The 20,222-nt window shown below is 42.0% G+C and carries 18 protein-coding genes; 12 read left to right on the top strand and 6 right to left on the bottom strand.

Going from position 1 to position 20,222, the window contains the following annotated elements; translation table 11 throughout:
- Positions 1–13: 13 nt before the first annotated feature.
- The 4 genes from C0V70_RS08150 to C0V70_RS08135 form a co-directional block, all read right to left on the bottom strand.
- Positions 14–820 (bottom strand): hypothetical protein, encoded by an 807-nt coding sequence (locus tag C0V70_RS08150; RefSeq protein WP_102243371.1) that lies wholly within the window; start codon positions 818–820, stop codon positions 14–16.
- Entirely contained in the window at positions 810–4,067 is a 3,258-nt protein-coding gene (locus C0V70_RS08145) for a hypothetical protein (RefSeq protein ID WP_102243370.1), read from the bottom strand. Before C0V70_RS08145 ends, C0V70_RS08150 begins: the two co-directional genes overlap by 11 nt.
- A gap of 224 nt (positions 4,068–4,291) precedes the next feature.
- Positions 4,292–7,633 (bottom strand): 2-oxoacid:acceptor oxidoreductase family protein, encoded by a 3,342-nt coding sequence (locus C0V70_RS08140; RefSeq protein ID WP_102243369.1) that lies wholly within the window; start codon positions 7,631–7,633, stop codon positions 4,292–4,294.
- Positions 7,634–7,746: 113 nt separating this feature from the next.
- Positions 7,747–8,112: a DUF1304 family protein gene (locus tag C0V70_RS08135; RefSeq protein WP_185903145.1), complete on the bottom strand. Its 366-nt coding sequence runs from the start codon at positions 8,110–8,112 to the stop codon at positions 7,747–7,749.
- Between the two features lie 101 nt (positions 8,113–8,213).
- On the opposite strand from C0V70_RS08135, the gene C0V70_RS08130 reads away from it, so the two are divergent.
- From C0V70_RS08130 to C0V70_RS08075, 12 genes are read left to right on the top strand one after another with little or no spacing between them, the layout of a single operon-like run.
- On the top strand, positions 8,214–8,522 hold the full coding sequence (locus C0V70_RS08130) for an EthD family reductase (RefSeq protein WP_102243367.1): 309 nt from the start codon (positions 8,214–8,216) through the stop codon (positions 8,520–8,522).
- Positions 8,522–9,301, top strand: a complete 780-nt coding sequence (locus tag C0V70_RS08125) for an enoyl-CoA hydratase-related protein (RefSeq protein ID WP_102243366.1) — start codon at positions 8,522–8,524, stop codon at positions 9,299–9,301. The genes C0V70_RS08130 and C0V70_RS08125 overlap by 1 nt, the downstream gene beginning before the upstream one ends.
- Before the next feature lies 1 nt (position 9,302).
- Complete coding sequence (locus tag C0V70_RS08120) at positions 9,303–10,091, top strand: enoyl-CoA hydratase/isomerase family protein (RefSeq protein ID WP_102243365.1); 789 nt, start codon at positions 9,303–9,305, stop codon at positions 10,089–10,091.
- A gap of 30 nt (positions 10,092–10,121) precedes the next feature.
- Entirely contained in the window at positions 10,122–10,955 is an 834-nt protein-coding gene (locus tag C0V70_RS08115) for a 1,2-phenylacetyl-CoA epoxidase subunit PaaC (protein WP_102243364.1), read from the top strand.
- 6 nt (positions 10,956–10,961) lie between these two features.
- Positions 10,962–11,825, top strand: a complete 864-nt coding sequence (locus tag C0V70_RS08110) for a 3-hydroxyacyl-CoA dehydrogenase NAD-binding domain-containing protein (RefSeq protein ID WP_102243363.1) — start codon at positions 10,962–10,964, stop codon at positions 11,823–11,825.
- Positions 11,818–12,474 (top strand): 3-hydroxyacyl-CoA dehydrogenase family protein, encoded by a 657-nt coding sequence (locus C0V70_RS08105; protein ID WP_158649619.1) that lies wholly within the window; start codon positions 11,818–11,820, stop codon positions 12,472–12,474. Before C0V70_RS08110 ends, C0V70_RS08105 begins: the two co-directional genes overlap by 8 nt.
- Positions 12,471–13,667 (top strand): thiolase family protein, encoded by a 1,197-nt coding sequence (locus tag C0V70_RS08100; RefSeq protein WP_102243361.1) that lies wholly within the window; start codon positions 12,471–12,473, stop codon positions 13,665–13,667. The genes C0V70_RS08105 and C0V70_RS08100 overlap by 4 nt, the downstream gene beginning before the upstream one ends.
- A gap of 7 nt (positions 13,668–13,674) precedes the next feature.
- Positions 13,675–14,928 carry a hypothetical protein gene (locus tag C0V70_RS08095; protein ID WP_102243360.1) on the top strand — a complete coding sequence of 418 codons (1,254 nt, stop codon included), beginning with the start codon at positions 13,675–13,677 and terminating at the stop codon, positions 14,926–14,928.
- A gap of 20 nt (positions 14,929–14,948) precedes the next feature.
- A complete protein-coding gene (locus C0V70_RS08090) occupies positions 14,949–16,436 on the top strand; it encodes an aldehyde dehydrogenase family protein (RefSeq protein ID WP_102243359.1) in 1,488 nt (495 codons plus the stop codon).
- Positions 16,437–16,461: 25 nt separating this feature from the next.
- Complete coding sequence (locus C0V70_RS08085; protein ID WP_133566729.1) at positions 16,462–16,953, top strand: hypothetical protein; 492 nt, start codon at positions 16,462–16,464, stop codon at positions 16,951–16,953.
- Between the two features lie 7 nt (positions 16,954–16,960).
- On the top strand, positions 16,961–17,575 hold the full coding sequence (locus C0V70_RS08080; RefSeq protein ID WP_102243357.1) for a glutathione S-transferase family protein: 615 nt from the start codon (positions 16,961–16,963) through the stop codon (positions 17,573–17,575).
- Complete coding sequence (locus C0V70_RS08075; protein WP_102243356.1) at positions 17,572–18,588, top strand: MBL fold metallo-hydrolase; 1,017 nt, start codon at positions 17,572–17,574, stop codon at positions 18,586–18,588. The genes C0V70_RS08080 and C0V70_RS08075 overlap by 4 nt, the downstream gene beginning before the upstream one ends.
- Here the strand turns inward: C0V70_RS08075 and C0V70_RS08070 are convergent.
- Both C0V70_RS08070 and C0V70_RS08065 read right to left on the bottom strand, forming a co-directional pair.
- Positions 18,585–19,148, bottom strand: a complete 564-nt coding sequence (locus C0V70_RS08070) for a hypothetical protein (protein ID WP_102243355.1) — start codon at positions 19,146–19,148, stop codon at positions 18,585–18,587. The genes C0V70_RS08075 and C0V70_RS08070 overlap by 4 nt on opposite strands.
- 143 nt (positions 19,149–19,291) lie before the next feature.
- On the bottom strand, positions 19,292–20,125 hold the full coding sequence (locus C0V70_RS08065; RefSeq protein ID WP_102243354.1) for a flagellin N-terminal helical domain-containing protein: 834 nt from the start codon (positions 20,123–20,125) through the stop codon (positions 19,292–19,294).
- Positions 20,126–20,222: the final 97 nt, after the last annotated feature.

Here is a 20,222-nt window from a genome sequence, read left to right as displayed (position 1 = left end):
CAATGGACTTCTTTTAGAAGGTTTTGAACTCTTTTTTAAGGATGGGATCTTTAAGAACTTTACTGTTTTTAAGTAAACAAAGACGCAGTAGGTACGCCTCTTTGACTTCTTTAGTAATGAAGCACTTTTCTAGGGCTTTCCCCATAGCTTCGGCCACAGCGCGAGAGGTCCCTTGAAAGCCCTTACTCCCCGAAGGAAAATAATAATCAATATGATCCTGGTATAACAGGGCCTGGTCGTAAATGATTTGTCCTTTATCAAAATAATCACCGATCATAATGATGTTTGGTTTAGGTGTGAGGCTTTGTGGAAACAGCACCGTTTCTCTGGAAATGAGACGTTCAGTTCTGCCTGAAGGAATAAACCATAGAGAAGGAAGTTCACCCACAAGTTTTTTATCTGAAATAAAACCTGAGGCTGTAAGCACCAGGTCTATCTTTTCTTTTTCAATATACTCAATGGCCTTGCTCCATCCATCTTCGGTCTGTGTCCCAGTTTTATCGTAGACAACTAATGGAGTGATCTGTGCTTCAATTTTTTTAGGAAGGAATTTTAAAAATTCATTCAGCACATGCTGCCCATGAAAGCGGCCTGATTCACTAAGTTCTTTTGATGTGACTTTAGCGCAATTGTATTCATTGCTTTCTGTCATATCTAATGTGGGAAGAATTTTGTGAATCTTTGCATGAGTCTGAGCTTTATTTGAGCAAAAGCCAGTATCGACAACGGCAATTTTTAGGGCCGCATGGGCAGAAGTCAGTGAAGAAAAAAAGAAAAAGGCCGCTCCTAAAAGAAGCGGCCCTATAGACTTAGTTATCAAAAGTCGTTGGTTCTGGAATGTAGAATGGATTATGTACGGCCTTATTTGCATATGCCTTATTATAAGTCTCTTTAAAATTCTTTTTCAAACTTTTCTCGAAAGAATCTTCCATATCCTTAAGAACTCCATTTGTTGCATTCTGGATCTTAAGCTTCATGTCTCTGTAGATTCCATCTCCACGACTCATTGCGCTTGAAAGAGTTTCTTTCATGGCGATTGCCGAAAGAACAAACGGAAGCTTAGAAACCACTACATCACCAGAAGAAGCAGCTTTTAGAGCGTTATGGAAAAGTGATCCATCTTCTTCAATCATCTTCGCCCATTTCTTATCGCGAGAGAAGATTCCACCTGATTCATCGTACGCTACGTTGATTGCCAGAACTTCAGAAAGTGCCTTAAGCGAGTACACCTTGATTGTATCGTTTGGTGTATTAAAGTTTTCTGGAGTTACTTTTGCCTTAATTTCAGCAAGTAGTTCTGCTGGAGTTAACGCTAGAGACTGAGCAAGAGCTAAGTCACTCGTAAATCCTCTTAGGCTCGACTGCATTAAAGCACTCGACTTAAGAACACCAGTTGCTCTGTGTGGGTTTGTGAAATGAACAGAGCGTTTTCCAAAAAGAAGTTTTGAAGCATCTTTCATTGACCCAATTGACTGGATGTTTTTTAGACCAGCATTTGAATCATCGACTAAAAGGAAAGTTGAAGACTTCGACTTTCCAAGGAAAGCGTTTAGTGACTTCATGCTTGTTGAGCTTGAATCATCAAGAACAACTAGTACTTTTTGAGACAGACCGTTAGCAATTGTTCCAGCGTTCAGAGACTGAAGGCTTAAGTCAAGGATAGATACTTTTTCAGATCCACCCATTGCCTGTAGAGCATCCAAGAAGTCATTTAACTGAGCATCTGTGTTCGCAACAAGAACTGGTACTTTACCTTTATCAGCAAATTGCGCTTTTGCCATTGTTACGAAGTCTTGAGGAAGAACTCCGATCACTACACCATTTTGCTCAACACGAGCGCTGATAGCAAGGTCGCGGTATGCGTCTTGTTCAGCGTCTACCAGGATTTCAGCATCTGATAGAGAAACAGTTGACTGAAGAGAGCCTACAACACCAAACTCTTTAGTGATGATTGGGTTTTGTGAGTTTGTCTCAAGCTTAATTTTAAGCTCGCCTTTGTACTCGCGCTTAGAGTTGTTTGTTAGAGCAATTCTAAGTTTGTTTTTTGATCCTTTTAGTAACTGAGACTCAAGACTTAAACCAGAAAGAGCAAGTGGGTATGCCACGCGAACTGTCTTTTGGTCAGCGTCTTTTAGGATTGAGTTGTTGATCTTATCAAAGTGGCGGCCTTCAACTGCATCTTGTGAAGTCAATGGAGACACAACTCTTAGAGCTGATCTGTACACTGCGCTTAGAGCAGTATTAACTGTCCCTTGAGCTGCACCTTTAATTGTTACGATACTTCTAGCTGGGATGCTTGGAAGTTTTACGGCCTGTCCACCTTCAAGGACAACCGATACGTTTGTTGCATCTTTAAATCCGAAGTTTCTTAGAACAACATTGTGGTTTGTTGTCTCACCTGGTTGGAATACACCATCAAGTAGAGCTACACCTTTAATACCGCCATCAAGCATATCACTTGATACGAACTGAAGAACTGCGTTTGTATTATAGATAGTCGTAACTTCAGCAATTCTCTTTTGACGGTAGATTTCTGTTTGAGAAGCAATGTTAGCATTAAATGTATCCAGTTCAGTTTTATCAAAGTTTGCCGAACGGATATCTTCATATCTTTGAGCGTAAGCAGAAGCTTCACTTCCAGTATAAGACGATTTGAATTCTGTGCTTGATCTATTTGGAGAAGCATCGAATTGAGCAAAAGCAATTCTGTAAGCTTCAGCTTTAATGATTGGGTAATCGCGGTTGTAAGCGCGAGCGTCTGCTTCACGACGGCCTTGATCGTAGTAGGCTGGGTAATCGCGGTTCACAGCTGAATCGTAAGCACCTTTGTAAGATACATCGTATCTTTGGTTGTAATCCGTATCGATTCTTCTTTGGAATTCAAAACGTGTGTATTGACGGTAAGTAAATACGTATCCATCAGCAAACGCTCTTCTCATGATGTCTTTGCTGTGATTGATGTTTGGTTTATAGTTCGGTCCATTGAAGTCACCTGGGTAATCCGGGCTTCTTCTCTGAAAGCTACCAGCAAATGTTCCATCAAGGTTAATTGATTTTAGTTCACCAGCTTCTAGTTTTCTTGTTGTTTCTGCTTCACCGTTGTTGCGTCCATCAACTTTACCAGTTGAAACAGCACGCTCCATACCAGCTTTTTTACCTTGGTCGATACCTACCTGAGCAGCGTTACTTCCGTCAGCTCTCTTGATACCAGCAATGCGGCCTTCTCTGTTACCAGCACTTGAGTTACCGTTAATTGTCCCTTCGTTTGTCCCGTCTTTTTGACCATTGATGCGCGCTCTTGCCGATCCATCGCGCTCACCTTGTTCAGCTCCTCTTCTATAGAAGCGGTCTTGTCCGTCAACAGTTCCCTGTGAAAGACCATCATTTTGGCCGTCAACATTTCCACGGTCGTTACCTAAACGATAAGACATATCCGCTCCGTCCATTGATCCATCAGATTGACCAACGCGAGCACCTTCATTGTTAATTTTCTTAATCGCTAAAACCAACTCATCTCTATATTCATCTCTTTGACGAGCAGCGATCTGCATTCTTTGACGAGCATCTTCTGCTTTTCTTCCAGCAAGATTGAAATCGTTTCTTACCTGATCAAGGCGAACGTTAACTGGTCCAAGCTCTAGTTTTGCTTGTCCCGCTTGTTTATTCTTTTCTAAGATTTGAGCATCAAGGCTTTCGATTTCTTTTTGAACAGCATTGATCGCTTCAACATTAACTTCCGGAGTCTTTTTTAACTCTTCAAGCTTTGCCACTAAAGTTGCCTTCACGTTTTTAAGTGAAGCCGCTTCTGCTGTCAGCGAGTTCATTCTTTCAGTTAATGAACGTTGTTGTTGCTCCAGCACTCTGACCTGATCTCCAATTTGGGCCTGGGCCTGTTCTGCACGAGCAACGTCAACTTTTGCATCTTCTGCACGTCTGTTAACGTTATTTAATTCTGGATCGTCAGTTAATCGAAAAGACTGGTTTCCGATGTAGCCTGGAATGTCAGCTGCCTGAACCACTCCGATTGCTACTGCAATCATCAGGAAAAATTGAGTTAATAAACGCATAGAGATCTCCCAAGTCGGCACCAAAAATAAAAACGACGATTTTTCAGGGCCATTTAGACACTAAAATAGTGCTAAATAGTCTCCAAAAATCGTCCATTATTTTGGTGGAGTTTATTGTCAGTGTGTTTAAAGCAATGTCTTTGCCAATTCTTTACAAAAAAGGCCGGATATAATTTGGGATATTATAACCGGCCTTTTTGTTTAAATGTGAATGTCTGAAATTTTTATAGGTGCCTTGCCATATCGTAACGGACCTGACGGTAGCCTTTAATATTTTCCAGGGCGCGCAGCTCTTTAAAGTCCAAAGCCTTGCCAAGGATTCGCGATCTTACCTCACTGGCAATCCTGCGCTCCTCTTTATGCCAGGCAGGAAGAGCGGCCCTTAAAAACCTCATATGCCTCATAGTCTTAAGCATCCATGGTTTTGGAGAGAAGTCGAACTCTACCTTTTTATCGCCTAAATCAAAGCTTGGGCGGTTGATAAAGACCTTCTTATAAGAGGTCCCTAAATCACGGTAGTTCTTTTCATCTTCTAAGCGTCTCATAGGTGAAACCATCATGTGAGCAATGAAGACTTCATCTTTAATAAAGTAAGTCTTCGCCAGTGTTCTTAGGGCCATGGCAAACATCTCTTGGTCTTTATATAAGGAAGGAAGTTTTTTAGCTTCGGCCAGGAAGGTATCAAACTTAAGGCCTCGATCAAAGATCAAGAGGTCGTGAATGTAACGGGCCAAATGCTCTTCTTTAATCCCCTGTCCGTGAGTAATTGTTTTTAACTCATGAAGGGCCGTTTTAGCTTTTTCAACTAGAGCACTCCCATTAAAGATTGAGCTTTCTCTCAATGAAGCAAAAAGCAGATCAATCATCGGAGCTTCTTGTTTTTCAATTCTTAAGTCTTCACCTAAAGCAAGCCTGCGCCCTAAAGTAAAAGCTGTCAGGTTGTTTTCCAATTCAGCTTTTTTCATTGTTCTGGCAAAAGCTTCTTCCAGGTCATCAAGTGAGAATGGAATCAGCCCCATCTGGAAGGCCGCCCCTAAAATAAGAGCTGAAGCATAAACGCTTTTTCCAAGATGATTTTCTGAAACTTCTTTCATCGGAAGAAGAGTGATTCTTTCTTTTAGAAGTCCCTGAAGTTTATTCGCTAACGTGATCTCATTCACTGGATTCTTCTCTACTCCACGGTCTAAAAGGAGAGAAAGAGGAATCTGGAACTTTTTATCTAAGATCGCCATCCCTGTATCACTTAAAAATCCCAAATGGTGAGAGCCATCTAAAAGATCCGGTGATAAAAGCACATCGGCTCCACCCATAGGTGTGACTTGAGCATGTGACTTCCCTTTTTTATAAAGAGCAAGGTGACTTGTTACGTTTCCGTTTCTTTGAGCAAGTCCTTTTTGATCGACGAATTTAAAATCCACATCTGAGCGACCGCCCATTGCTTTCGCTGCTTCAGCAAGAACACGGGAAATCGTTGTCACTCCCGATCCACCGACTCCCGTTACAACGGCACGGTAGTCAACACCTGCAGCGATTGATTCAAGGGTCTTCTTCTGGTTTGGAAGTGGAAGATTCACACTCGCTAATTTCTTTTCTTCGCGAGCTCTGTATTTTGTCGGGTGATAATTTGAAACTTCCACCAATTCAAAACTTGGGCACGCTTTAATTTTTGTACAGTAACTATCAGACACACAGATTTGCGGGTCAATCGTTACTTTAGGTCCATAAGCATCAAATGTTTGCGAGAGCCCCGGACATCCCGTCATCTCAACACAAGCACGGCAGTCTTCGCAGGCATCAGTGTTGATTTGATAGAAGCGTTGAACATCAAGAGTTCCATTATTGTTAAATAGCTTTCTCTCTGTTGCCTTCTTTCTTCCATGGAAAGTCAGACCACATTCTTTATTCGAGATAATGACCTTCGTTCCTTTTTTCATCACCGTTTCACGAAGCAGGTTCTGATAAAAATAGCGGTCACTCGGGTTGACTTCGATCGCTTCATTTACACCTAAGGCCTGAACCATTTTTAACATGTCCTGGGCCGGGCGCTTAAAGCCTTCCACCGATTCCCCTGTTCTCGGAGTCATCTGATGACCTGTCATGGCCGTGTTGTCGTTATCTAATAAAATGTAAGTGATATCATGACTCATCTGAACTGAGTTTGAGATATCAGTGATTCCTGAGTGAAAGAACGTGGAGTCTCCCATCAAAACAACTGAAGGGTTCGTGGTGAATAAATCCACACCTGCACCCAACGCTCCCCCTTGTCCCATGGCCGAGAGGTTATGCATTTCTTTAAATGGCTCAAGGAAAGATAGTGAGTAACAACCAACATCTCCGTGAGAGATCAGGTTGATATTTTGTTTTTTTAAGTGGCCGCGAAGGTCTTTTAAAAGAGAGAGAGTTTCTCTATGCGGGCATCCTGGACAGAAAGTGGGAAGTCTTCGAGGCATGACTTCAGAGAGTGTCACTCCATGTTTTGAGGGGTGACAAGCGCCAAGGTTTAGCTTGTTAAAAACCGTAGAGACTTTATCTAAAACAAGATCATAATTAAGACCTCCGTAGATCGGAAATCCTTCCACGTCATCAAAACGTTTCCCGTAAATTTTTGCCGTGATCCTATGACGGCTCATGAGCTCTCTTAGCTCTGTTTCTAAGAAGCCGCGCTTTTCTTCTACGACAATAATCGTCTCAAGCGTTTTTAAGTAAGGAACAAGTAGGTCATCAATTAACGGATATGGGGCCCCTACTTTGTAGAGAGAGAATCTCTCCAGAGCATCGTTGTCATCGAGAACTTGTTTTAATATTTCAAAAACAGCTCCGCTGGTGATGAATCCAACTTTTGAAGAGGTATTCCCAAAAATCTGGTCTAATTTTTTAGCTTTTAAAACATCAAAAACTTTTGGAAAACGCTCTTTGATCATTGAGATATCTGCTCTGAATGAATTGGGCGGAACCATAACGTTTTTGGCCAGGTCAAACTCAGCAGGGTTTAGTTCAATGAGTTCTTTATCAATTTTTTTCTCAGCTCCAATCTCAACACGCCCTCCCCCTTCAGCTAAAAAAGTTGTCAATAGAACACCCTGGTAAACCGAAGTCTCAAGAGAAATTTCCAGTGCAATCTTCATCCAGTCTTTTAACTCTTGTGGTGTCGATGGGTCTAAAAAAGGAATGTGTAAATGTTTAAACAGGTAGCGAGAATCAGCAGGGCTTGAAGTTGAAATTGACCAAGGATCATCACCAACTACAACGACAACTCCCCCTTTTCCAGGGTTGGCGAAATTACCAACAGACAGCGCATCTGAAGCCACATGAAGGCCCATTGATTTCATGGCCACCAAAGCATTTTTGTGAGCTTGTTTTGCTCCAGAAGCCATCGCTGCAGCGTTGGCTTCAGAGTTAGCGATTACGACACGGATCCCTTTTTCTTTAAACTCGTTTTTTCTTTCGTAAAGAATATTAAAGTAATCCGCTAAAGGAGATCCCGGATAGCCAGTATATAAATGAAAGCCTGCTTCCAGGGCCCCTTGAATAATAAGCTCATTCCCGTTAAGAATTTCGGTAGTCATATGTAAGATTCTCGTCAAATGTTTTTGTTTTCAAAAATATCTCACAAAAATACTGGAAAGCCTATTTTGAGAGGCCCAAAAAAATCCAAGGGAAGATTTTTTGTCAGACTTAACTAGAAATACATATTCAAGACCAGAGCGAGGGCAATGAGCGCTGGCAGCGCCTGGATAAAAAAGATTTTTTTGTTAGCGGAATACCCGCCATATAACCCCGCCACAATTACACATCCGAGAAAGAAAATCTTCAAATGTAAGGCTTCATTTCCCGAGGCCATGGCCGACCAAATAAGACCTGCCGCAAGAAAACCGTTATAAAGCCCCTGATTCGCAGCTAAAACAGCGCTTTTGTTAGCAAACTCAGCGTCATTTCTGAAGATTTTAAGCCCTAAAGGCTTGGTCCATTGAAACATCTCTAGGTAGAGAAAATATATGTGCAAGACAGCAACTAAAATCACTGCAGTATTGGCCACTAAATTGATCATTTTTCCCTCCGAAACACACGCCTTTAAAGTTTGCTAAAGCAAAAAAGCTAATGCTACTATTTTGAAACTTTTTTACTAAAATTACCAAGGAAAACTTTATGTTTAAAATGATTGCTGTGTACAAAGTTCCAACTGACGTTAATGCATTTGCAGACTGGTTTAAAGGCCACACGGAACTTGTAAGAAAAGTGCCTCACGTTGCAGAAGTTCGCATGAACAAAGTTTCTGGTGGGCCACGTGGAGCAAGTGATCTTCACTTAATCACAGAAGTTTGTTTTGCAACGAAAGAAGATTTCAAAGCAGCGATGGGTTCTCCAGAAAACATGGCGTGTGGAAAAGACGCTTTTTCAAACTATAAAGACATCGTCTCTGTTCACTTTGCTGAAGAAGAAGTGGTGAAGTTCTAATGGAAAACATTTTACTAGAATACCCGTATAACAATCACGAGCATATCGCTCTGGTGAAGCTTAATCGTCCAAAGGTCTTGAACGCGCTTTCAACTGACCTGATGGAAGAGTTAGTCAATACCATGCTGACTCTGGATAAAAATCCAAACGTCCGCGTGATTATCTTAACTGGAAACGAGCGCGCTTTTGCCGCTGGTGCTGATATTGCCCAGATGGTGACAGCGACTCCTATTGATCAAATCAACGACCAGCGCTTTCGCACTTGGGAAATGTTAAAGCTGATCACTAAACCAATCATCGCGGCCGTTAACGGTTTTGCTCTAGGTGGTGGATGTGAGCTGGCGATGTCGTGTGATTTAATCATTGCCGGTGACGACGCTAAATTCTCTCAACCAGAAATTAAAATCGGAACAATCCCAGGAGCAGGTGGAACTCAACGCCTGACTCGCGCGATTGGAAAATCAAAAGCGATGATGATGGTTTTAACCGGTGACATGATTGATGCTCACACTGCTTGTGACTGGGGTCTGGTGGCAAAAGTGGTACCAGCTCAAACACTTATGCAGGAAACGTTTGAACTTGCTAAAACAATTTCAGACCGTGCTCCAGTGGCCGTTCGTTTAGCTAAAGAAGCCGTCAACAAATCATTTGAAATGACGTTAAAAGACGGAATGGATTTTGAGCGCAGAAATTTCTACCTGACATTCTCTTCAGGAGATCAAAAAGAAGGAATGAAGGCGTTCATGGAAAAAAGAAATCCAACCTACCAAGGGAATTAACATGAGCCAGTTTAAGTATATTAAATATTCTGAAGAAAACAGAACGGCGACGATTACAATGAATCGACCGGAGCTATACAACGCTCTTAACTTCGACGCCAAAATGGAAATCGTTCAGGCGATCCGCGAAGCTAACAAGAGCCCGAATGTTTTTTCCATCATTTTGACAGGTGAAGGAAAAGCTTTTTGTACAGGACAAGACCTTAACGACCGCAGTGTTCAAGTCGGCAATGGCGGAGTGGATTTAGGTCACACGCTGCAAACTGAATGGAACCCGCTGGTCAGCGCCATTCGCGACTCAAAGAAAATTGTGATCGCTGCCGTTAATGGCGTTTGTGCCGGTGCTGGTATTTCAGTGGCCATCGCTTGTGATTTAATCGTGAGTAAATCAGGAGTCAAGTTCGTAGGAGCCTTCTCTAAACTGGGCCTTGCTCCAGATGCTGGTTCAACTTACATTTTCTCTCGCGCTCTTGGTTACCAAAAGACAATGGAATTTTTCCTTCTAGGTGAAGCGATCACGACGGATGAACTTCATACTGCAGGATTAATCAATGCCCTTAGTGACGATCCAATGGCCAAAGCAATGGAGTACTCACAGTCCCTTAACAAGCTCTCACCTCTTGCTTCATCAATGATCAAGGCCAACATCAAAGCGGCGCTTGATTCAAACTTTAGTGAATCGATGGAAAGAGAAATGCATGTTCAGCGCTTCTTAGGCAGGAGTGCGGACTACAAAGAAGGTCTGACGGCTTTCTTAGAAAAAAGACAGCCTAATTTTACTGGAAACTAATTTCGATACGGATTTTTATAGGAGAAGATTATGACAGGAAATGCTTACAGCTACTCAGCAGAAGAACTAAAACTTTTTGAGGACATCAAAAACGGAAAAACATTTGAGGCGACAGATGACATGCCGGCGTTCTACCGCAAGCACCTTCTAAACCTTATGTGGATGCAAGGAGATTCTGAGTACTCTGGTGCCCTTGGATACATGCCATGGATTGAAAAAGCTCCAACACTACAAGAGAAAGTAATCGTTGCTCAAATGGTTAAAGACGAAATGAGACACGCTAACGTCATGTACCGTTTATTAGATGAATTGGGACAAGACACTCTTGCTCACACTGAATCTAAAGACCTTGGATACAAGCTGGAAGAAGACCAAATCAACATTGGCTTCAAGAGAATCAAAGACGACTACCGCGTAAACATTTTCTACTACAACATCAAGCACTGGGAAGATTACATTCTTTTTAACTTCTTGATGGACAGAGCTGCTGGTCACCAACTTCAAGACACTTTCAACTCAAGCTACCTTCCATGGAAAAAAGCTATCGAAGGGATCTACAAAGAAGAAGTTATGCACCTTGCTCACGGGGACAAGTGGATCAAGATCCTGGCAAAAGACCCGGCGAAAAAAGAATTCCTGCAAGAAAGACTAAACCTTTGGTGGCCAAGAGTGATGAACGTTTTTGGGAACACTCAAGGCCAGACAAACGATCTTTACGTTCGCCTTGGACTTAAGCAAAGAACAAACCAGGAAGTTCGTACAGCTTTCCTAAAAGAAATCCAGGAGCTTTGTGATGAAGCTGGTTTAGTTGTTCCAACTTACAAAGAAGAAGACCAACCTCAAAGAGACCCTAAAAAAGCATAATCAAAAATGGATATTAAAAACGTTATCGTTATCGGAACAGGAACTATGGGGCAAGGAATTGCCCAATGGTTCCTGCAACAAAACACCACTGTTGAAATGGTGGATGCAAACTACGACTTCGCTCTAAAAAGTATGGACCGCATTCATGAGAGTCTCGACTCTCTGGTCGCCAAAGGAAAACTTGAAGCTGCACTTGTATCTGACCTAAAGAAAAAACTTTCGGTAAAAAAACTTGAAGAGATCAACCCAAAAGCGGACTTAGTGATTGAGGCCATCATCGAAGACAAAGAGATCAAAAAAGATCTTTTTAAAAAGCTCGATGAGTTAATGGATCAAAATACTGTCCTTGCTTCCAACACGTCCTCATTTCCGATTACGGAAATGGCCAAGGACCTAAGTGCAGGGAGACAAAAAAAGTTTTTAGGTCTTCACTTCTTTAACCCGGCAACAATTATGAAGCTGGTGGAAGTTATCAATGGACTGGAAACAGATCGCTCCCTTTCACAAGAGATCCTGAAGTGGTTTAACAGCAAAGGAAAAGTCGCTTGTCTTTGTGGAGATGCTCCAGGATTTATCGTTAACCGCGTGGCCCGCAACTTTTACGGCGAATCCCTAAGAGCTGTCGGACACTACGACCTGGAAAAAATCAAAGAAGTCGACACAGTGATGAGAGAAGTTGGTGGATTTAAGATGGGGCCATTTGAACTGATGGATCTTATAGGAATCGACGTCAACTTGAGTGTCACAGAATCAGTTTACCGCGCTTTTTTTGATGAACCACGCTTTAAACCTCATCGCCTGCAAAAGGAAATGGTCGATGGCAAGCGTTTTGGTAGAAAGACTAAAAAGGGGTTTTATATTTATGAATAAAGAAAACACCCTGGTGGTGATTGAAAATAATCATCCACTCTATGCTACTATCAGTAAACATTTTGCTACGAGATCAGTTGAAGAAGCTCTAAGCAGTTATGAAACATATGACCTGGTGATTGACCTCTCTCCTCTTCGCACAAAAAACAAAGTTCTTTTTTTAAAAGAGCTGGTGCGCACGACAAAAGCTGAAGTCATTTCTGATTTAAGCTTAACGTGGCCAGAGATGGTTTTACAAAACTGCCCGAAAGTATCGGGGGCCATGTCGTTGCTCTTTTTCTCGCCAACCCAAAAAGTTGAAACTTTCGCTAAAAATCCAGCCGCTCAAAAACATATTGATGATTTTTTAGCTGTGATTGAAAAAAGTGGTGTTAACCACCAAGACTTAAAAGTGGGCTTTCACTACCCTCGCGCTATTTCGATGATCATTAACGAAGCCTATTTTGCTCTTGAAGAAAACCTGGCCTCGCCAAAAGATATCGACCTCGCTATGAAGTTTGGTGTGAACTATCCCCTGGGCCCAATTGAATGGGGAGATAAAATCGGACTTAAATATATTGTGGACCTTTTAAATGAACTTTATGAGATCACTGAGGATTCACGCTACCGCGTTTCACGCGAATTAAAACTTAAAGGAAACCAGCTATGAAAAGAACATTTATTGTTCACGCTAAAAGAACTGCGATTGGAAAACTTAACGGAAAACTCTCAACAGTAAGAGTGGATGATCTACTAGCTCACGTTTTTACTGATATTAAAAATACTATTAACTTCGACCCTGCTCTTATCGACGACGTCATCGTAGGTTGTGCTAACCAGGCCGGAGAAGACAACAGAAACGTGGCCCGTATGGCGGTCATCCTTTCAGGTCTTCCCCTGGCAGTCCCGGGAACGACAGTAAACCGTCTTTGTGGATCATCTCTTGATGCTCTTATTGACGGATACGCACGCATTCAGGCCGGCATCGCTGATTGTTTAATCATCGGTGGAGCTGAGAGCATGACTCGTGCACCTTACGTTCTTTCTAAAGCTGGGGACGCTTTTGGACGTGACCAAAAAATGTTTGATACGACTTTAGGGTGGAGATTTCAAAACCCTAAGATGGAAAAAATGTTCCCACTTTTTACGATGGGAGAAACAGCTGAAGAGGTTGCTAATCTTTATAAAATCTCTCGCGAAGAACAGGATCAGTTTGCTGTAAACTCTCATAAAAAAGCAGCAGCGGCATGGGATCGCGGAGACTTCAATGATGAAATCATTCCTTACACTGTAGAAATGAAAAAAGAGTCATTCGTCTTTAGTAAAGATGAATGCGTTCGCAATGACACGACAATGGAAGCGCTTGCAAAACTAAAACCAGTGTTTAGAAAAGAAGGATCAGTGACAGCTGGGAACTCAAGCCCAATGAACGATGGGGCTTCAGGACTTCTTCTTGTCAGTGAAGACTTTATGAAAAAGCACAACCTGACTCCGATGATGGAAGTGACAGGGGCCGCGACTCGCGGAGTGCATCCAAACACAATGGGACTTGGTCCGATTGAAGCGGTTAAAACTCTGCTTACAAGATACAACAAAAAAATCACTGACTTCGATGCGATCGAACTTAACGAAGCTTTCGCCGCTCAGGCCCTTGGGTGTATCAAAGGTCTGGAGCTTGACCCGAATAAAGTTAATATGAACGGTGGAGCCATCGCTATCGGTCACGCCCTTGGAAGCTCGGGAACAAGAATTGTGACAACTCTTGCTCACCAGATGAAGAAAAATAAAAACATTAAAGAAGGCCTTGCCTCGATGTGTATTGGTGTAGGTCAAGGGATCGCAGTAAGCTTTAAAAACTGTTAGGACATTTATGAAAGTTTTACTCCTTTCTCTTTTTATCACAGGAAGCGCCTTTGCCGAAATCGCGCCCCCGCATATTGGACCAGAAGGTGGACGTTTTAATAACATTCACTCGCTAAAAATCGAGCGCATGATCCAAAATAAAATTGCCGAAGAAAAAGATGCAGCGGCAAGCGAAGAAGACAGAAAACTTGAAATGCTTCTTGCTGTTGGAAAAAGAGCAAGTCAGTGGATCACAAAAGTTAACACTGCTAGAACGCCAGAGACAAAGCTTGATCTTTCAAGCCCGTCAAAGACTGGTGGAATCCCTATAACAGAGCCACAAAAAAGCAGCACTAACATCATGATGAAGCGCTATGAAGACTTCTTAAAGTCGACCAGCCCACTTATTACTGATGTAGTGACAAGCTCAAGAGAGCTTCCCGTTAACCCGCCGGTTGATGATGCTGAATTTGTAAAATCTCTTCGCGTCCTTGATCGCATTTATCAATCAACGATCAGATGGGCCGGGGCTCGCCAGTGGTTGTCATGGTATATGAATAAGGCCATCTATGACATTAGAGGTTTCTTATTTTTACAAAAGACCCCTAACCTGGAAGAGACACTTAAGTCATACCCAAATATGACAGTTGAAGATCAAGCGAAATTTACCGGTTGGTTATTCGGACTTTGCCGTAACGGCGATTTCAATCCAACAGATTGTAAAACTGAATTGCAAAAGTACACAAAGAGAAACACTCTTTTTGAATTTTACAACAAGTTCAGTAAGTACGGTCAAAGTATGTACGACCTGAACTTTAAGATCAGGGCCACTCGTCCAGAAATGTATTGGAGCGCTAATAAAACTCAACTGATCGCTCCTTTTCAAACTCCTGAGCGAACAGATGTTCAGAAGTGGTTAAAAGAAAATGTTGAAGATGAGTGGAAAGGTGAAAACTTTAACCTGGTTATTAACTACAAAAAAACGACAGAAGACATTCCACGAATTCAGTTTAAAGAAGGAGTGACTGCCAATGTAAATGGAATTGGTGGAAACTTAATTACAATGGAAGCGGAATATCCAATTGAGAGTAAAGATCAAAAATGGACAATCCGTCACGAGTACGGTCACGTTTTAGGATTTCAAGACTGCTATCTTGAATTCTACGATGTTAATGAAAAGGCCATGGTTTACTACGAAATTGATGTCGACAATTTAATGTGCTCTCGCAATGGGCATTTAAATGCAAGTCATATTGAACAACTACAAAAAGCTTATAAATAACCTGCACAAGGAAAACAGTTATGGAAATTAAACTATTCATCAACGGACAATTCAAAGATTCATCTGACAAAATCATTAAGACATCTTTTGACCCGTCTAACGGAGCAGAAGTTGCAAAATACCACGTGCCATCAGTAAAAGACATTGAAGAAGCTGTTCAAGCGGCAAACAATGCTTTCTATAACCCTGAATGGAAAAACATGTCTCAGGACGCGCGCGCTGATTTACTTTTAAAGATCTCTGAAAAGATCAAAGAAAGAGCAAAAGAAATCGTGGACGTAGAAGTTAGAGACTCAGGTTCAACTCTTAGAAAAGCAAAAGCTGATGTTCACAACACGTCTGCCTTCTTTAAAGTCATGAGTAAAGTGGCAAGAGAGCTAAAGCTTTCAGTTAAAGACGAAGCGGCTTCTCGCGCAGGATTTTCAATCAACTCTCGCGAATTCGCTCCCATCGGAGTGTGCGCACAAATTATCCCATGGAACTTCCCGCTAGTCATGGCCGGATGGAAAATCGGGCCAATCCTCGCAACGGGATGCACGACAGTTCTAAAATCGGCAGAAGAAACTCCGGCAAGTGCGGCGATCTTGGCTGAAATTATCAGAGACGCGGGCGTTCCTGCTGGTGTTGTAAACATCATTACAGGGGGAGCAGACGTTGGTCGCGCTCTTATTTCTCACCCACTGGTTAAAAAAGTGGCCTTTACTGGTTCAACTCAAGTTGGGAAAGAAATTCTTAAAAACACTGCTGGCGGTGTTTTAAATGCCACAATGGAGCTTGGTGGAAAGTCAGCAAACATCGTTTTAAACGATGCTGATCTTTCAATCGCCGTCGATGGTGCTCTATACGCTTTCCTATACCACTCAGGACAAGCTTGTGATTCAGGAACAAGACTTCTGGTTCAGGAAGGAATTTACCCTGAATTCATGGAGAAATTTCTCTCACGTATTAAAGACGTAAAGGTTGCACCAACTACTGATCCAAACGCTGGTTATGGGCCGGTTGTCAGCGAAAAACAAATGAAGACCATCCTAGGCTTCATTGAAAAAACAAAAGCTGAAGATGGAAAACTTCTTTTTGGTGGTAACAGAAAAACTGACGGTGAATTCGCTAAAGGATTTTTTATCGAGCCAACTGCTTTTGAAATCACTCCGAAACACACAATCTTTCAGGAAGAAATTTTTGGACCAGTTGTCGGGATTACAAAATTTAAAACTGAAGAAGAAGCCGTTCTTCTTGCTAATAACTCTAAGTACGGCCTGGCCGGAGCTGTCTGGTCAAAAGATGCGGACAAAGCTCATAAGATCGCCAGCCAGCTTGAAGCAGGAACTGTGTGGATCAACGAGTATCACCTTCTAAACCCAGGTATGCCATTTGGTGGATTTAAAGAATCTGGAATCGGCAGAGAGATGGGATCTGAAGGGATCATGAGCTACCTTGAAGTCCGCCATGTATGGGAATCTGATTGTAACGAGCGCGAAAAGAAGGTTTGGTTAGATGCTATTTTCTAAAATACTTTTCCTTATATTATTTTCAATGTCGGGAGCGATGGCTTCCGACTTAAAAACCACTATTGAGTCAAAAGAGCTGGGAAGTTGTGAAACACAAAACTTGCTCTACTCGGCGATGAGATTTTATAAAATTCCACTTAATGAAAAATACGACAACACTTACGATGTCTATTTAAGAGTGATTCTCTTCTTCAATCAGGATGGCTCTCTTTCTCTTCGCTCGACGACTCAGGCCCTTATTGGCTGCCAGACATCGACTTCAGGTGAAGAGCTTTGTAGCTTCAAGCCTCTTTATGATCAGTGGTTAAAAGGCGTTTACACAACTGATGAGGCAGTCCACGTGTCTCTTTTAGGAGACATCGTCTTCACCAACCCGGCCAACATCAACCGCGGCTTTACGCTGACATTCAAAAAAGATTTTCTCTACCCTCACCTTGAAGGGCAAAGCTTTCCTGGTGGCATGGTAAGTGTAAACTTTAACCAGGACGGAAAAAACGTTCTGAACATTTGCAAGTGAGATAAATATGACAAAACCAATTGATCTATATGCTATGGCCTACCAGGATAGAAGTGACAGAGTCAGATGGCTTCTGGAGGAAATGAATGTTCCCTACACAAACCATTTCCTGAAGAAAAAAGACGGGGAAATGAACACACCTGAATACCGCAAACTCAACCCAATGGGACGAGTGCCAACGATTGTCGATGGAGACATCGTTCTTCATGAATCTGCAGCGATCTGTCTTTATTTAGCTGACCGCTACAGCTACGGAAAACTCGCTCCAAAAATGGACGATGTCAAACTTCGCGCTGAATACACAAAGTGGATGGTTTTTTCGGTAGGGTCACTGGAAGCAGTTATTGCCCGGATGTTTACTCACGTGAACACTCCTGAAGAATCAGCAGTGACTTATAAATATGTAAAAGAGCAGTCTGAATTTTTCAAACTAGTCTTAAACCCTGTACTTGAAAAACAAGATTATATTCTAGAAAGCGGATTCTCTGCTGCCGATATCATGCTTGCTGCCGTTATCCCGGGAGCTCATGATTACCTGGTTAAAGGAAATCCTCCACTAGAGCGCTATATGGAGCGTATGAAGGCCCGTCCAGCGGCCATTAAGGTAAAAGTATTCGAATGAAATTAAGATACACTCTCGTTCTTGCTCTTTGTTTATATTCGGCCGTCTCTTGCAGTTCCAGTGAAAAATATAAAATCACTGACCATTACGACGGCAATACATTCAGAAATGAAGTCCCAATCACTCCGCGCGGTTTTTTTGACCTTCTCAAGTGGAAGCTAAGCTTTAAAACTGAGAGCTGGCCTCAAAAACTTGAAACGGATTTCCCCAAGGCCATTCCTGTAGATAGATCCACAGATAAAATGATTATCACATTTGTCACTCATGCTTCGTTTTTAATACAGCTCGATGGACTTAATATTCTTACTGATCCGGTCTGGAGCAACCGCACTTCACCCTTTAGTTTTATAGGCCCTAAAGGTGTGCACGATCCGGGGATTGATTTTGAACAACTTCCAAAGATTGATGTCGTATTAATCTCTCACAATCACTATGACCACATGGATGCAAAAACGATTCAAGACCTGGATGAGAAATTCTCTCCTCTCTTTTTAGTTCCACTGGCCAATAAAGAGAAAATGAAATCTTTTGGAGCAAGAAATGTCGAAGAGTTTGACTGGTGGGAAACTAAAGATGTAGGCCCTGATGTCAAAGTCACCCTGGCCCCAGCTCAACACTGGTCGAGTAGAACTCCCTTTGACCGCATGAAGTCCCTATGGGGAAGCTACTACATCCAGGGCAAAAAAGAAAAAATATACTTTGCCGGCGATACTGGATATGGGCCTCACTTTCTGGAGATCAATAAAAAATTAGGCGCGCCGGATGTTTCCCTTTTACCGATTGGTGCTTATGAGCCGAGATGGTTTATGAAAGACATGCACATGAATCCCGAAGATGCGGTCCTCGCCCATCTTGATCTGCAGTCGAAATTTTCTATAGGAATGCATTTTGGGTCATTTCAACTCACTGATGAAGCGATTGATACTCCCAAAAAAGACCTAGAAATGGCCCTTGATAAACACAAGCTCAATAACTTTAAGACTCTAAATCCTGGGCAGAAGCTAGAATTCTAGTGGATGGCCCAGCATTTTAGGTTGTCGTTTTCAAAGAATCCTATCTCACCAGAGTAAGAGGCCACGTCAAATTTAACGTATTTTGCTTTTAAACGATCACTTGAGATAAGTTTACTTTCTGATGTGTACTGGTGACCACCAAGGGAAATTTTAATTCCATTTCCTGTTAGTGTTCCTTGGTATCCTAGAAAAGGAATTTTAGTTAAATCTCTGGCATTTTTTAGACAGCTAAGTTTACCAGTTGAGCTTTGAGCAAACCCATAAATGCGAATATCATCGCCAGATGTTTTAAAAATCTTCACTCTTACGCGAAGGCCATTACAAAAATTAATATCAGAATCGGCCAGGACTTTTTTGACAACTTCTTTTTCGCCCAGGTCTTTTTGCATAACTTCATCAATACATGTCTCTTCATTGATTGGTTTTACAGTCTCGAAGGCCTTCTTAGTTGAAAGAGAATCAACGATTCCCATTGAAGAAGGTTCTGAAATAGTCTCTTTTTTTCCGCACGAGAAAATAAGAGAGCTTACCATTAATGCCAGGATCATGTTTGTTTTCATAATTCACCCTTTGAAGATGAGCGAATTATAGTAAATTTATGGGGCCACAGGGGGAAATTGTAATTTTTACAGGTTGAAATACAAAAAAAAAGGCCCGCCATACTGGCGAGCCCTCTTATGATTCTTAGGAATCCTGCTTGGGATCAACCTAAAAGTTTTAGTGCTGCTTGACCTTGAGAGTTCGCTTGAGAAAGAACCGAAGTACCAGCTGAAGTTAAGATGTTCATCTTAGTGTTCTTAGCTGATTCTGCAGCGAAGTCTGTATCTCTGATACGAGAGTTAGCAGCAGATAAGTTCTCAGACGATGTCTGAAGGTTGTTAATTGTCGAAGTTAGACGGTTTTGAATCGCACCAAGTTCAGCTCTTTGTCCCGATACGTTTTGGATGGCCATATCGATTTTTGCAAGAGATGACTGAGCAGATTCTTTTGAGTTAACCGTTAGTTCAGAAACTCCAAGAGCGTCTAGACCAGCGTTTTGTTTAGCTGCATCGTACTTGATTCTATCTTGGAAATCGTCGTTGTTAATACCAACTTGGAAGTCAAACTTATCTCCAGATCCGTTAAGAAGTTTCTTACCGTTGAACTCAGTAACCTGAGAGATTCTTTCCATCTCTTGCTTTAGGTTTTGATATTCAAGATCTGTATATTTTCTTTCTGTATCACCTACTGTATCAGAAGCTGATTGAACAGCTAGTTCGCGAAGACGAACAAGGATGTTCGAAGTTTCATTCAGACCACCTTCTGCAGTTTGAATCATAGAGATACCGTCGTTAGCGTTTCTTTCCGCTTGGTTGACACCTCTAATTTGTGCTTTTAATTTTTCAGAGATCGCTAATCCTGCAGCATCGTCTGCAGACTTAACAATTCTTGAACCTGACGACAACTTCCCAAGCGTGTTAGCTTGTTCAGTGTTGTTTGCTGACAATGTTCTTTGAGCAGCAAGTGAAGTAACGTTCGTGTTAATACGTAAACCCATGAGATCCTCCCTGTAGTTTCGGTCGTCCCTCCTTGGTCTTGAAGTGCCTTTGCGGCCTGTACTTCAACGAACATACTGTTCAACTGAATGTGGTATT

The organism is Bacteriovorax stolpii (assembly GCF_002872415.1).
Lineage (GTDB): Bacteria > Bdellovibrionota > Bacteriovoracia > Bacteriovoracales > Bacteriovoracaceae > Bacteriovorax > Bacteriovorax stolpii.
Note: the sequence above shows the minus strand (reverse complement) of the source record. Positions and strands in the feature narration are given on the sequence as shown.

Coding starts and splice junctions, on each gene's coding strand:
- C0V70_RS08105 (WP_158649619.1), top strand. CDS start 11,818: ATGAATAAAGAAAACACCCTGGTGGTGATTGAAAATAATCATCCACTC.
- C0V70_RS08110 (WP_102243363.1), top strand. CDS start 10,962: ATGGATATTAAAAACGTTATCGTTATCGGAACAGGAACTATGGGGCAA.
- C0V70_RS08115 (WP_102243364.1), top strand. CDS start 10,122: ATGACAGGAAATGCTTACAGCTACTCAGCAGAAGAACTAAAACTTTTT.
- C0V70_RS08080 (WP_102243357.1), top strand. CDS start 16,961: ATGACAAAACCAATTGATCTATATGCTATGGCCTACCAGGATAGAAGT.
- C0V70_RS08095 (WP_102243360.1), top strand. CDS start 13,675: ATGAAAGTTTTACTCCTTTCTCTTTTTATCACAGGAAGCGCCTTTGCC.
- C0V70_RS08125 (WP_102243366.1), top strand. CDS start 8,522: ATGGAAAACATTTTACTAGAATACCCGTATAACAATCACGAGCATATC.
- C0V70_RS08130 (WP_102243367.1), top strand. CDS start 8,214: ATGTTTAAAATGATTGCTGTGTACAAAGTTCCAACTGACGTTAATGCA.
- C0V70_RS08085 (WP_133566729.1), top strand. CDS start 16,462: ATGTCGGGAGCGATGGCTTCCGACTTAAAAACCACTATTGAGTCAAAA.
- C0V70_RS08120 (WP_102243365.1), top strand. CDS start 9,303: ATGAGCCAGTTTAAGTATATTAAATATTCTGAAGAAAACAGAACGGCG.
- C0V70_RS08100 (WP_102243361.1), top strand. CDS start 12,471: ATGAAAAGAACATTTATTGTTCACGCTAAAAGAACTGCGATTGGAAAA.
- C0V70_RS08090 (WP_102243359.1), top strand. CDS start 14,949: ATGGAAATTAAACTATTCATCAACGGACAATTCAAAGATTCATCTGAC.
- C0V70_RS08070 (WP_102243355.1), bottom strand. CDS start 19,148: ATGAAAACAAACATGATCCTGGCATTAATGGTAAGCTCTCTTATTTTC.
- C0V70_RS08075 (WP_102243356.1), top strand. CDS start 17,572: ATGAAATTAAGATACACTCTCGTTCTTGCTCTTTGTTTATATTCGGCC.
- C0V70_RS08065 (WP_102243354.1), bottom strand. CDS start 20,125: ATGGGTTTACGTATTAACACGAACGTTACTTCACTTGCTGCTCAAAGA.
- C0V70_RS08145 (WP_102243370.1), bottom strand. CDS start 4,067: ATGCGTTTATTAACTCAATTTTTCCTGATGATTGCAGTAGCAATCGGA.
- C0V70_RS08140 (WP_102243369.1), bottom strand. CDS start 7,633: ATGACTACCGAAATTCTTAACGGGAATGAGCTTATTATTCAAGGGGCC.